Annotated in this window: 13 protein-coding genes; 4 read left to right on the forward strand and 9 right to left on the reverse strand. The window is 69.6% G+C overall.

What is annotated here, in order from left to right:
* Window positions 1–146 precede the first annotated feature (146 nt).
* Window positions 147–548 carry a MarR family winged helix-turn-helix transcriptional regulator gene (locus tag GTZ93_RS36160; protein ID WP_261778956.1) on the forward strand — a complete coding sequence of 134 codons (402 nt, stop codon included), beginning with the start codon at window positions 147–149 and terminating at the stop codon, window positions 546–548.
* Between the two features lie 94 nt (window positions 549–642).
* Here the strand turns inward: GTZ93_RS36160 and GTZ93_RS36165 are convergent, their stop codons facing one another.
* Window positions 643–936, reverse strand: a complete 294-nt coding sequence (locus GTZ93_RS36165; protein ID WP_120558715.1) for a FruA-associating protein, FapA — start codon at window positions 934–936, stop codon at window positions 643–645.
* A 251-nt stretch (window positions 937–1187) separates the two neighbouring features.
* Between GTZ93_RS36165 and GTZ93_RS36170 the strand changes: the two genes are divergently transcribed.
* Entirely contained in the window at window positions 1188–2246 is a 1059-nt protein-coding gene (locus GTZ93_RS36170) for a type IV pilus twitching motility protein PilT (RefSeq protein WP_257979550.1), read from the forward strand.
* Between the two features lie 30 nt (window positions 2247–2276).
* On the opposite strand, the gene GTZ93_RS36175 is transcribed toward GTZ93_RS36170, so the two are convergent.
* The 7 genes from GTZ93_RS36175 to GTZ93_RS36205 form a co-directional block, all read right to left on the reverse strand.
* Entirely contained in the window at window positions 2277–3908 is a 1632-nt protein-coding gene (locus GTZ93_RS36175) for a fumarate hydratase (protein WP_126935996.1), read from the reverse strand.
* Window positions 3909–3950: 42 nt separating this feature from the next.
* Window positions 3951–4520, reverse strand: a complete 570-nt coding sequence (locus GTZ93_RS36180; RefSeq protein WP_139923729.1) for a class I SAM-dependent methyltransferase — start codon at window positions 4518–4520, stop codon at window positions 3951–3953.
* A 43-nt stretch (window positions 4521–4563) separates the two neighbouring features.
* The gene (locus tag GTZ93_RS36185; protein WP_158627142.1) at window positions 4564–4737 is read right to left on the reverse strand and encodes a hypothetical protein; all 174 of its coding nucleotides are present in this window, start codon (window positions 4735–4737) and stop codon (window positions 4564–4566) included.
* A gap of 184 nt (window positions 4738–4921) precedes the next feature.
* Window positions 4922–6208, reverse strand: a complete 1287-nt coding sequence (locus GTZ93_RS36190) for an MFS transporter (RefSeq protein WP_126935994.1) — start codon at window positions 6206–6208, stop codon at window positions 4922–4924.
* Window positions 6209–6280: 72 nt separating this feature from the next.
* A complete protein-coding gene (locus GTZ93_RS36195; RefSeq protein ID WP_120580894.1) occupies window positions 6281–7387 on the reverse strand; it encodes an isopenicillin N synthase family dioxygenase in 1107 nt (368 codons plus the stop codon).
* A 116-nt stretch (window positions 7388–7503) separates the two neighbouring features.
* Entirely contained in the window at window positions 7504–8130 is a 627-nt protein-coding gene (locus GTZ93_RS36200) for a protease (RefSeq protein ID WP_161663267.1), read from the reverse strand.
* 90 nt (window positions 8131–8220) lie between these two features.
* Complete coding sequence (locus GTZ93_RS36205; RefSeq protein ID WP_139923058.1) at window positions 8221–9306, reverse strand: M35 family metallo-endopeptidase; 1086 nt, start codon at window positions 9304–9306, stop codon at window positions 8221–8223.
* A gap of 238 nt (window positions 9307–9544) precedes the next feature.
* Here GTZ93_RS36205 and GTZ93_RS36210 point away from each other — a divergent pair, with 238 nt between their 5' ends.
* Together GTZ93_RS36210 and GTZ93_RS36215 are read left to right on the forward strand one after the other, a co-directional pair.
* Complete coding sequence (locus GTZ93_RS36210; RefSeq protein ID WP_120580891.1) at window positions 9545–10240, forward strand: glutamine amidotransferase-related protein; 696 nt, start codon at window positions 9545–9547, stop codon at window positions 10238–10240.
* Between the two features lie 33 nt (window positions 10241–10273).
* Window positions 10274–11572, forward strand: coding sequence for an AAA family ATPase (locus GTZ93_RS36215; RefSeq protein ID WP_139923060.1), 1299 nt, complete (start codon window positions 10274–10276; stop codon window positions 11570–11572).
* 3 nt (window positions 11573–11575) lie between these two features.
* On the opposite strand, the gene GTZ93_RS36220 is transcribed toward GTZ93_RS36215, so the two are convergent.
* A complete protein-coding gene (locus tag GTZ93_RS36220) occupies window positions 11576–12769 on the reverse strand; it encodes a hypothetical protein (protein WP_139923061.1) in 1194 nt (397 codons plus the stop codon).
* Between the last annotated feature and the right edge of the window lie 17 nt (window positions 12770–12786).

A 12786-nucleotide genomic window follows, 5' to 3' on the forward strand; every position in this document is an offset into this window, starting at 1 on the left:
CGCGCGGTCAAGATGTAATTGACAACCGTTGTTGAATGCAATCATCTCTTACGCCCATGACCATCGCTGAGCAAGTGGCATCGACGCGCCGCGCAGTGGTCCGACTGCTCACCCTGAAAGTGGGTGAGCAAACGGATCGGCCGCTGATGCAGCTGCTCGTGCTCAAGAACATCGGAATCCACGACATCCACAGCCAGGCGCAGATCGCGGAGCGGCTGCTCATCGACGCGCCCGCCGTGAGCCGGCTGGTGGACCGGTTGGAGGAGGATGGGCTGGTGGAGCGCCGCGCGGGGGAGAACCGCCGCTGCGTGCGCCTGGAAATCACCGACGCGGGGCGCCGGGAGATCCAGGCCCTGGAGCTCGCCGCGCGGTGGGTGGATGCCCAGGCGCGCGAGTTCCTGGCGCCGCCGGAGGTGGAGGTGCTGTCGTGCCTCCTGGAGAAGCTGCAGACGGGGCTGTGCCAACTGCTGGGCAACGAGCCCGCGAGTCCGCCGCGCAAGGACGACCCGCCCTGCGGGCCGCCCTCCTCCAACAACGACAACGGGTGACGACGGGAGGTGGAAGGCCGGGCGCGATGCCCGTCCCGCCGCCGCCCCGCCGCCACCCGTGTGCCACGTCCGGGGGGGGAGGTGGTACTTCCGACTACCGGTGGCGAGGGATGTTGCGGGCCACGTGCAGGGCCCACGCCTCCGCCGAGTCCAGCTCCGCGCGGGCCTCGGCATAGCGGTCCTTCGCCGCTTCACTCGCGTCGTTGGCGAAGATGGCGTCGTGCAGCTCCTTCTGGGCGCGGGTCAGCCGCAGGCTGGTCTGCAACCACAGCCGGGCCGCCATGCGCGGCGTAATCACCACCTGGGTGGGATCCCACACCTCCAGGGCGGCGTAGTCAGCGGAGGACAGCTCTTCATAGTGGGGGGCCTGCTCGGTTTGTGCGTTCATGCCCGGATGTTCGCCATGGATTCCGGGCAGGGCATCCGGGCCACCTGGGCAGGAAGACGGCCACTGGTGAGCAGTCGAGGACAGTTCCTTCATCCCCCGGGGTACTCGCCTTCCTTGATTTGCGGGAAAACTTAGTACAGTGGGGCTGGGGAATGCTTCCCACATTGCAACCATGGAGGGATTGGGTGCCCTTCTCCTAGAATCCTCCGCTCCATTCGTGAAGTGAGAGGGATTACCTGGACCTGAACACCTTGAACAAGCTGCTCACCGTTGGCGTCCAGAACGGGGCTTCGGACATCCACTTCCGCCCTGGGGATCCGCCCATCTACCGGGTGAACGGCGTGCTGCGGCCGTTGAAGATGGAAAAGCTCCAGGCTGATCACACGAAGCAGGTCGCGCTGCACGTGATGAACGATCAGCTGATGAAGGCGCAGATCGACAGTGTGCAGGAATGCGACTCGTCCTACAGCCTTCCGGGCGTGGCGCGTTTCCGGGTGAACATCTACCGGCAGCGCGGCTCGCTGGCCTGCATCCTGCGCATCATCCCGGATGAGATTCCCAGCATCGACGGGCTGGGCCTGCCGCAGGTGCTGAAGACGATCGCGGGCAACGAGCGCGGGCTGGTGCTGGTGACGGGGGCCACGGGGTCCGGCAAGAGCTCCACGCTGGCCTCGATGATCAACCACATCAACCACACGGAGAGCCTGCACATCCTCACCATCGAGGACCCCATCGAGTTCATCTACAAGAACGTGAAGTCCTCCATCTCCCAGCGGGAGATTGGCCCGGACACGGCGAACTTCGCCATCGCGCTGAGAGCGGCGCTGCGTCAGGACCCGGACGTCATCCTGGTGGGCGAGATGCGCGACACGGAGACCATCGACATCGCGCTGAAGGCGTCGGAGACGGGCCACCTGGTGCTGTCCACGGTGCACACCACGGACGCGTCGCGCACCATCAACCGCCTGGTGTCGGTGTTCCCCGCGGAGGAGCAGACCATGGTGCGCATGCGCCTGGCGGATTCGCTCAAGGCGACCGTCTCCCAGCGCCTGCTGCCCAGGGCCACCGGCAAGGGCCGCACGGTGGCGCTGGAGATCATGGTGCAGACGAAGACGGTGGAGCAGTACATCCGGGACGACCGCGCCTCGGAGCTGAAGGACGTCATCGAGAAGGGCCGCGACATGTTCGGCATGCAGTCCTTCGATCAGCACCTGACGCAGCTGTACCGCGCGGGCGACATCACGCTGGAGACGGCGCAGAGCGCGGCCTCCAACCCGGCGGACTTCCAGCGCGCGCTCGAGTTCGACTGAGAGCGCGCACCGGAGGGTGACTTCCGAGGCCTACTTCTTCGCGGACGGCTTGTTGATGTTCGCGAAGAAGTCGTTGCCCTTGTCATCCACGACGATGAAGGCGGGGAAGTCGACCACGTCGATCTTCCACACGGCCTCCATGCCCAGCTCGGCGTACTCCAGCACCTCCACCTTCTTGATGCAGTCCTGCGCCAGGCGCGCGGCCGGGCCGCCGATGGAGCCCAGGTAGAAGCCACCGTGCTTCTTGCAGGCCTCCGTGACGGCCGGGGAGCGGTTGCCCTTGGCGAGCATCACGAAGCTGCCGCCCTCCGCCTGGAACTGATCCACGTACGCGTCCATGCGGCCCGCGGTGGTGGGGCCGAAGGAGCCGGACGCGTAGCCCTCCGGCGTCTTCGCCGGGCCCGCGTAATAGACCATGTGGTCCTTGAGGTACTGGGGCATGCCCTCGCCCCGGTCCAGGCGCTCCTTGATCTTCGCGTGCGCGATGTCGCGCGCCACCACCAGCGAGCCGGACAGCGACAGGCGCGTCTTGATGGGGTAGCGCGACAGCTCCGCGCGCAGGTCGCTCATGGGGCGGTTCAAGTCCAACTTCACCACGTCGCCGGCCAGGTCCGTGTCCGTGGTCTCCGGCAGGTACTTCGCGGGGTCCGTCTCCAGCGCCTCCAGGAAGACGCCGTCGCGGGTAATCTTCCCCAGCGCCTGGCGGTCCGCGGAGCACGACACGGCGATGGCCACCGGGCAGGACGCGCCGTGGCGGGGCAGCCGGATGACGCGCACGTCGTGGCAGAAGTACTTGCCGCCGAACTGCGCGCCAATGCCGGTGCGCTGGGTGAGCTTGAGCACCTCCTGCTCCAGCTCCACGTCGCGGAAGCCCCGGCCCAGCGCGTTGCCGCTGGTGGGCAGCGTGTCCAGGTAGCGCGCGGAGGCGTACTTCGCCGTCTTCAGCGCGAACTCCGCGGAGGTGCCGCCCACCACGATGGCCAGGTGGTACGGCGGGCACGCGGCGGTGCCCAGCGCGCGGATCTTCTGCTCCAGGAACGCGAGCAGGCTCTGCGGGTTGAGGACGGCCTTCGTCTCCTGGAAGAGGTAGCTCTTGTTCGCGGAGCCGCCGCCCTTGGCCATGAAGAGGAACTTGTAGGCGTCGCCGTCGGTCGCGTAGAGCTCGATCTGCGCGGGCAGGTTGTTGCCCGTGTTGACCTCCTTGTACATGTCCAGCGCCGCCATCTGCGAGTAGCGCAGGTTGGCCGTGAGGTACGTGTCGAACACGCCCCTGGAGATGGCCGCCTCGTCGCCGCCGCGCGTGAGGACGTACTGGCCCTTCTTGCCCATCACGATGGCGGTGCCGGTGTCCTGGCAGGAGGGCAGCACTCCGCCCGCGGCGATGTTCGCGTTCTTGAGCAGCTCCACCGCCACGAACTTGTCGTTGGACGACGCCTCCGGGTCCTGGAGGATGTTCGCCAGCTGCCGCAGGTGGCCCGGGCGCAAGAGGTGCGAGATGTCCCGCATGGCCTCGCGGGTGAGCAGCGTGAGCGCCTCCGGCTCCACCTGGAGGAAGCTGCGTCCGCCGGCCTCGAACGTGGAGACGCCCTCCTTCGTGAGCAGGCGGTAGGGCGTCTCGTCCTTGCCAAGCGGCAGCATGTCCTGGAACTGGAAGTCACTCATCGCGGGAGGGTCTCTTCGAGAAGGGGTGGACGGGCGGGGACTCTACTCACGGGGCGGCGCGCGGGGCTGCACTTCGTAGAGGTAGACAGGCGTGCGGTAGAGGTCCTGGAGCCGCACGCTGCGCACGGGCGTCCAGCCGCGAAGCCCGAAGGTGTGGCTCAGGATGCGAGCGCCTTCCGGCAGCTCGGCCGCGAAGCGGGGCGCCAGGCGCGTCATGATGCCCGGGGACAGGTAGCAGATGACGCAGGTTGCGTCCTGGAAGGACGCGGCGAAGAAGTCCCCGTGAAGCAGGGTGAGGTTGGGGCGGGGGAAGAGCCGCTGGCGCAGCCGGCTGAAGAGCCACGGCAGCCAGGACAGCTCGTACGCGACGATGCGCGCCTGGGGGCAGTGGTCCGCCAGGTTGAAGGCCACGTCGCCCCAGCCCGAGCCCAGATCCAACACGGTGCCCCGGGTGTCCGCCGGGAGCATGGCCAACAGCGCCCGCCGCACCCGGGGCGAGCTGGGCATGGGCGGCGCGCCGGTGCGCAGCGTGGAGACGACGATGGACAGCACCCCCACGAGGAGCACCGCCCAGAGCAGCAGGAAGAGAAGGAAGGAGCCGGTCTCGCTCACGGTCAGCGCGCATCATCGCGCGGGGACGCCCCGGCGTGGGGCCCTACTTGCGAGGGTGGTTGCCGGCGTCCATGCGGACCACGCGGGGCGCGCTCGGGTCCGTCTGGGTGGTGACGGGGACAGGGGCGGGCTCGTCAGGCTCGAAGAGCGCCCTGCCCAGGACGAGGCAAAGAGCGGCCCCTACGCAGAGTGCCAGCACGTGGAAGTAGTACGCCATGGGACGTGGGTCCAAGCACGGACCATACCAGCGGCGACCCTCCTCGGAAGGTGGGGGCTGAAAGGCCCCGCTTGTATCCTTCCTGGCCACAGGTGCAGTCAGCCGGTGGCCGCCCAGGCAACAGCTCCCTCACCCGGCGTCAAACCTTCGCGCGCCATGGTTTTTCACTCGGCGCTCGAGGGCCTCAGACGGAGGGCGCGGACTCGGTGGGGTCCTGTTCAGGGCGGGGCGGGCGGTGGGCGGCGGACTCCAGCCGGTCCACGTTGCGCAGCTCCGGGAAGAGCCAGGCCCAGAGGCCCACGACGATGAGCGTGCCCACGGCGCCTATCACCACCGCGTGCACGGCGCCCAGGGCCTCCGCGAGCGAGCCCGCGCGGAACTCGCCCAGCTCGTTGGAGGCGCCGATGCACATCATGTTCACCGCGCCCACTCGGCCGCGCATGTCGTCCGGCGTGGAGACCAGCTCCAGCGTGTGGCGCACCACCACGCTCACCATGTCCGCCGCCCCGCCAATGGCGAGCGCCACGAGCGACAGCGGCAGGGACCTGCTCAGTCCGAACACCAGCGTGGCCGCGCCGAACACCGCCACCGCGCCGAACATCTTCCACCCGGCGTGGCCGCCCAGCGGACGGAACGCGAGCAGCACCGCCACCACCGCAGCGCCCGCGGCCGGAGCGCTGCGCAACAGGCCCAGGCCCCACGGGCCCGTCTGCAGCACGTCGCGCGCGTAGATGGGCAGCAGCGCCACCGCGCCGCCCAGCAGCACCGCGAAGAGGTCCAGGGTGAGGCTGCCCAGCAAGAGCCGCTTCTGGCGCACGAAGCGCAGGCCCGCGACGAGCGTCGTCAGGGAGATGGGCTCGCGCGACGCGCTGCCGGTGCGCACCTTGAGCGAGAGGATCCACACGATGGTGAGCGCGCACAGCGACGCGGACGTGATGTACACGCCCTTGCCTCCCAGCCACCCGTAGAGCAGGCCGCCCACGGCGGGGCCCGCGATGGTGGCCACCTGCCACGTGGTGGAGTTCACCGCCACCGCGCGCGTCAGCTCCTCCGGCGGCACCAGGTAGGGCGTGAGCGCGGAGCCCGCGGGCGCGTAGAAGGCTCGCGCGGTGCCGAACAGCACCAGCACGCCGTAGACGAACCGCACATCCGTGACGTGGCCCAGCGTGAAGGACAGGAGCAGCAGGCTGCACACCAGCATCACGCCCTGGCAGATGGCCAGGATGCGGCGGCGGTCGTAGCGGTCCGCCACCTGTCCACCCAGCAGGCTGAAGGCGAGGAAGGGGACGAACTGGGACAGGCCCGTGTAGCCCAGCGCGAGCGCGCTCCCGGTGAGCTCGTACACCTGCCACCCGATGGCCACCGACTCGATCTGCGCCGCGAGCACCGCGCACAGACGGGCGATTTGATACAGCCGGAAGTCGCGGTGACGGAAGACGGAGCTGGCGAGGACGGAGGGGGTATCGGCCATGGAGTTGGCTGCGCTGTAACGCAGCCCGTCCCCCTTGCGCCAGCGACAAGGGGCGCACGGCCCCGGCGCGCCTTATGTGGTCGCGCGCATCTTGTTCAGCCGGTCGTAGTGGCGGTAGCCCAGCTTGTCGAGCGCGGCGGGCGGCGCGAGGCCGATGTCCACCAGCGTCTTGATGTCGTACGTGCCCGCGAGCACCGGCGGCGCGTAGTTGGCCACCGCTTCCGGCGTGCGGAAGCCGGGCAGCGGGAAGAGCACCTGGCTGGTGTGCACGTGCATGAAGTGCGCGGCGGACTGGCGCTGCCACCCCGGCACGCCCGGCGCGGTGATGACGTGCGGCGTGGCGAGGAACGTGCCGCCCGTGAGGATTTCCAGCTGCTGGCCCACCTGCGCCACGATGCAGCCCGCGGGCGCGGTGCCGCGCACCATCGCGCCATTGGGCGCGTCCGGCGTCGCGCGCGTGCGCAGGTACAGGCCGCTCTGGTCATCCGGCTTCGGCGCGGGGCGGCCTTCCGGATCCAGGAAGCGGCCTCCGGGCAGCAGCGTCAGCAGGTTGAAGTCGGTGTGCTCCTCGCCCCAGAGGATGCCGGTGTTCACCTGGGATGGGCCCAGCGGCAGGTACTGGAGCGCGCGCGTGACGTGGGGCGCCTTCTCGCACGAGGCGGTGAAGGTGTCCTGCGGCAGGTTCAGCGCCAGGGCGGCGCCGCGCAGCAGCTTGAGGCCGGCCTCGTGCAGCGCGGTGCCCATGGTGAGCAGGCCCTCCTGGAAGAAGGGCGGCGCGTCGTCCGGCCAGATGTTCTCCGGGTACAGCTCCGGGAACTCCATGGCGGACTGCGGGTCGGTGGGCGTGGGCGCCGCGAAGTAGCACTCCTTGAAGTCCGGCTGCCCGTTGCTGGCGACGGCGACCTCCGTGTTGGGAGGCGTCCAGCCGCGCTGGTACCAGAGGTCCGCGCGGCCCAGGGGGCGCTTCTGGGCGTCCGGGCGGGCCACGAAGGCGGAGAACGCGTCGTAGAAGCGCTCCAGCGCCGGCGCGTCCACGCCGTGGTTCTTCACGAACACGAGGCCGAAGACGCCGAAGGCCTCGCGCAGGGCCGCCGCGGCGCGCTCCAGGCGCGCCGGTTCACCCGACGCCAGGTCCAGCAGGTCGACCGTCGGGATGTTCATCGTGGGGGTGTCCGCCATGGTGGGCCCAGGTGTATCGCGCCCGGGCCCGGCTGAGGAGGGGGACCGTGCCTGCCCGCCCTCCTCGTTCCCGGGAAATCCGGAAGAGGTCCCCTCCTACGGACTCACGGCTCCCCTCAGCGCGCGGCGACCGTGACGTCCACGGGGGCGCACGTCACGGGCGTGGACTGGTACTCGCCGCCGGCGCGGGGGACGTCCTGCTGGCGCGTGGCCACGTCCATCAGCGCGTCGCGGAAGGTGATGCGGTACGTGCCCGGCTTCTTGAAGTCCCAGGCCTGCGTCACCTCCACCGTGTTCTCCACCGTGGCGCCCGGGGCGATGGCCGCGTAGCTGTCCGCGCCCGGGGCCGCGCGCTTCACCATGGGGCCCTGGTACGGCATCTCCTCGCCGTCGCGAGTGACCTGGAACACCGTGCCCAGGATGCCCTCCAGCGGCGTCTGCCACTTGAGCACCCAGACGGGCGACTCCGAGCGGTTGGTGAGCTTGAAGAGGACTTCAATGGACTCGCCGACCTTCGCCTTCGGGTGGACGCTGAGGGCGCACTCCAGCTTCGGGGTCGTCACGGCGGCGGGCTCCTTCGCGGGCTCGGCGGCGGGGGGCGGCGGGGGCGCGGCGGGAGGCGGCGTCGCGGCGACGGGGGCCTGCTGTTGCGCGGGTGCCTCCGCGGGCTTCGGGGTACAGGCGGTGACACCGGCGGCGGTCAGCACCGCGAGCCATGCGAGGTTCCTTCGTCCCAGGCCCATCACGTGACGCTCCTTGTGTTCGTGCTGCGAAAAGAAAAGGGGCGCGAGCCCATGTGGCCCGCGCCCCGGAGTCAACGGTCCCGCGTCACCTTACGGCAGCGAGGGGTTGTTCTCCGCGAAGTATTCGTGGCTGTCCGCGTTGTCACGCGCGTTGGTGGGGTTGGACCGGGCCAGGTTCTTCGCGGCCGTCTGGCCGTAGGCCCAGTCGTCCGTGCCGGCCACGACGTTGAAGTGGCTCATCTCGTGGACCAGCGTGCCCGCGCGCGAGTCCGTGCCCGTGTTGGGGGCGTTCCAGAAGGCGCCGCACACGTAGATCTTGTACGGCGAGGCCGGGTACACGTACGCGTAGGTCCCGCTCTCGTTGCAGCTGCAGTCCACGACGACGGCGGCGGACGCGAACGCGTTCTTGATGCTGTTGAAGTGCGTCTTGATGACGTTCCAGTTGGAGCTGGAGTACGTGCCGAACCACGTGGTGTAGCGGCTGGTCGCGGACGGCGTGGCGCTCAGGTACGTGTACGCGTTGTTGGAGTACGTCTTCGCGCTGTTGTACGCGTTGGTGATGGTGGTCTGCTCGGAGGCGGTGCACGCCCCGGAGTAGGACAGGCCCTGCGCCGTCACCGTGCGCATCGCCTCGATGCCTTCCTGGCTGTTGCGGCGGCCCTCGATGAAGAGGCTGACCGCGTTGGAGGACAGCGCCGTCACGCCCGCGCGCGCCTCCAGCTCGTAGCGGATGGTGTAGGTGCCGGAGACGGACAGGTCATACGCGTCCGACACGACGACCGGACCGGAGAGGCTCTCGCCGGGGGCGATGGTGACCATGTCCTCGGCGCGGCCCTGCACGCGCTTGAAGTGCGCGCCCGTGTACTCCACCGGCTGGCCGTCGCGAGACACCGACAGGCGGCCCTCGTTGAGGCCCTCGCCCGGCGCGTCCCACTTGTAGATGCTCACCGGCGAAGAGGAGGTGTTGGTCAGCGTCACCTCCACCGTCACGCGCTCGCTGGCGGCCATGGAGGCCTTGCCCGCGGACACCTGCGCCGTCAGGGCGCCCTGGGCCTGCTCGGTGGCCTCGGTCGGGGTGGGCTCACCCTCCGCCGGAGGAGCGCCGCAACCGCTCAGCAGGGAAACGCCGACCACCGTGCCCATCAGCCACTTGAAACCGCGAAGGCTCTTGCTCACGAGGAACTTCCTTTCGGAATACGACGCGACGAAAACGCCCAAGGGGGAATGCCCGGGTGCGCATGCTTATAGGGGAAACCGGGCCCGAAGATGATGGCATGAAATACTGTGAAATAAATGCCTACCGGCTATCCGGTTTCACGGCGCGTCGCGGCCAACCGTGGCATGGAGCGTTAGTCTTCACGCGGCACGCATTGCGTGTGGCACAAACAAAGACACAGGGAAGGGGTGGCGGAAAATGCGCGCGGTGGTGTTCGAGCACGAGGAGCACGAGGGGCCAGGCCTCTTGGGGCCGGCGCTGGAGGCGGCGGGCTTCACGCTGGTGCGGCGCTTCCGGACGGTGAAGCGCGAGGACGTGGACGCGCCGCTGGTGGTGGTGATGGGTGGGCCCATGGGGGTGTACGAGGCGGACGCCCATCCGTTCCTGAATGAAGAGCTGGCATTGCTGGGAGAGCGGCTGGCGAATGACCGCGCGTGCGTGGGCGTGTGTCTGGGTGCGCAGCTGTTGGCGGCGGCGGCGGGTGCGACGGTGTCGCCGGGGAAGAATGGCTTCGAGGTGGGCGTGGGGCCGGTGCGCTGGACGCAGGACGCGCTGAAGGACCCGGTGGTGGCGGGCGCGAAGCCGCGCACGGCGGTGGCGCACTGGCACGGGGACACGTACACGCCGGTGCCCGGCGCGACGCTGCTCGCGTCCACGGACCGGTACACGCAGCAGGCCTTCCGGCTGGGGAAGTCGTATGGCTTCCAGTTCCACCTGGAGCTGACGGCGCAGGAGCTGGGGCGCTGGCTGGAGCTGGGGGAGGAGGACCTCGTCACCCGGGGCAAGGACGTGGCGGCGCTGAAGGCGCAGTTGCCCAAGCTGAAGGCGGCGGAGGCGGAGAACACGGAGCTGCTCCAACGGCTCGCGCATCAGCTGGCGAAGGGCCTACGCTGACGGCCGTCCAAGGCAAGGGGAGGGCCGGACGCCATGAAGCTGACCCGTCTGCACGTCCACCACTACCGAGGGCTCGCGCCGGACACGGTGCTGACGTTCGGCCCTGCCCTGAACGTGGTGGTGGGCGCGACGGGCAGCGGACGCACGACGCTGCTGGAGCTGGTGTCCGCGGTGCTGTGCTCGGACTTCTCCGGGCTGCTGCGGGAGCCGTTCGCGCTGGAATACGCGCTGCGCTTCGACGCGCTGACGGTGGATGTGGCCGTGCGCAACGAGCCGCCCGCCGCGCTGCCCGCTACGGCCGGAGAGGGCGGCTCCGATGCAGGCCCTGGCGCCGCATTGGCGCTGCCGCCGGCGGCGTTGGCGCACGGGCTGATGCCCTCCATCGTGGCGACGGTGCGGTGGGACGCGGCGGAGGACGCGCGGCTCGTCATGCGCGCCAGCGCCACGGGCTTCGCGTGCGAGGTGGCGGGCGCGGCTGGCTTCTCCAAGCGCATGCACTGGTCGGTGTTGGACCGGTCCGTATGGACGCTGCTCTTCATGGCCGCGCAGTACCTGGAGCGCGGCGTGAAGGACCGGCTGAAGGACCTGCTCCGGGAGACGTTCCTGCTGGCGCCGCCGCGCTTCGACGAAGCGCTGGGCATGTTCGAGCGCATCGGCGCCATCCGCTACGCGATGGAGCAGCGCGGTGAGGAGTTGTTTCCGCTGGGACTCATGGCGCTGCCCACGTGGATGCCGGGCTGGCTGCGCGAACAGGTGGAGCGCGAGCCCGTGCCCCCGTCGCTGCTCTTCCGCCACGAGGCGCAGCCCCAGGGCTTCCTCGCGCGCTTCGTGACGCTGGCGGGGTTCGTTTCAGGCACGCTCACCGTGGACGTGACGGAGACGACGCCGCTGTCCCAGGGCGGACGGTTGGGCTTCAGCGGCTTCCGTTTCGCGTTCGTGCGGCCGGACGGCACTCCGGTGACGCAGGAGCAGCTGGGCCATGGCCAGAAGCGGCTGTTGTCCTTCCTCTACTACCTGGACGTGCACGAGTCCTTCGTCATCGCGGACGAGCTGGCGGACGGCCTGCATCCGGACCTGGTGCGCGCGTGCGTGCGGGACATGGGGAAAAGGCAGGCCTTCGTCACCAGCCAGAACCCGCTGGTGCTGGAGCAGTTGGAGTTCACCCACGCGGAGCAGCTGCGCACGTCGTTGATCCGCTGCCAGGGCGGCGGCGGGCCCGGGCGCTGGCGGTGGACGCAGCCGACGCCGGAGGAGGCCGCGCGGTGGTTCGACGCTTCCCGCGCGGGCTCCGTGCCGCTGGGCGCGGTGCTGCGCGCCCAGGGCTTCGGATGACCGTCAGGGCGCCGTCGACGCCTTGAAGAGGAAGTCGTCGTCGAAGCCGCGCGAGACCAGGTTCCTTCCAAGGTGGAGGGTGCCGGAGAAGTAGCCGATCCCCACGAACGCGCCCTGCTTGTTCACCGCCACGTCCGTGAAGAACGGGCGCCCGGTCGAGCTGTACGTGTGCCTCCACTGCTGCTGACCTTCGATGCGCTCCAGCCTCGCGGTGAAGAGCGTGTAGCCGGAGGGCGAGTCCGGCTCGATGGAGGCGCCGCCCACGACCACGGCGTCGTCCTCGGCCACGGCGACCGCGCCCACGGCCTGCGGGTAGGCGCGGGCCCAGCGCTCCTCTCCGGCCCGGGTCCACGCGACGAGGAAGCCGCCGCCCGGGACCGGGGGCGTAATCGTCTGGCCCCGGAACGTGAAGGCGCTGCTGAACTGGCCTCCCACCACCACGCGGTTGCCGTGCACGGCGATGCTCGCGGCTCCTCCCGACGCGCCCACCAGCGACCGGGTCCACGCCACCGTGCCCGAGGGGGTCACCTTCCAGACCTCCGGGTCAGGGTACAGGATTCCCGCGAAGTAGAAGGCGTCCGCTTCATCCACCGCGACGCTGGCACCACTGCTCAGGATCAACTGCTCGCGGACGGTCCACTGCGCCGCGCCGGCGGCATTGAACTTCGTGAGGAAGGCGGTCACGACGTCCGTCACCTGCGAGGAGTTGGGCCCCTGGCCGAAGTCCACCGTGCGGAAGGCGTTGCCCGTCATGGCGATGCCGTCCTGCGAGTCGGTGACCAGGTCCTGGGGAGAGATGTTGCCCGTGAAGTGCCGGGCCCACTGGAACTGCCCCGTCTTGCGCAGCTTCAGCAGGAAGGCGCCTGCCGGTTGGAGTCCCCCTCCCAGGTCGATGGGCTCGTTCGAGCTCCCCGCGACGAGGACGTTGCGCTCCCGGTCCACCGTGAGCGCCACCGCGTCGACGAAGTTCTGTCCGCCAGGAGGAAGCACGCCTTCATAGGCGCGGGTCCACAAGAGCGCGCCGGCCGTCGTGTACTTCGCCACCGCGAAGCCAAAGCTGTCGGGGTTCCCGGAGCCGACGGGACCCGCGCCCAGGTCCACGCTGCCCTGGTAGAGGAACAGCGCGAGGACGTTGCCGTCGCGGTCGAAAGCCACCGCGTGGGCCTGGTCGAACCGGGGGGACCCCAGGTGCTTCACCCAGGCGAAGGCTCCCC

Origin of the sequence: Corallococcus exiguus (assembly GCF_009909105.1) — a bacterium.
GTDB classification, from domain to species: domain Bacteria; phylum Myxococcota; class Myxococcia; order Myxococcales; family Myxococcaceae; genus Corallococcus; species Corallococcus exiguus.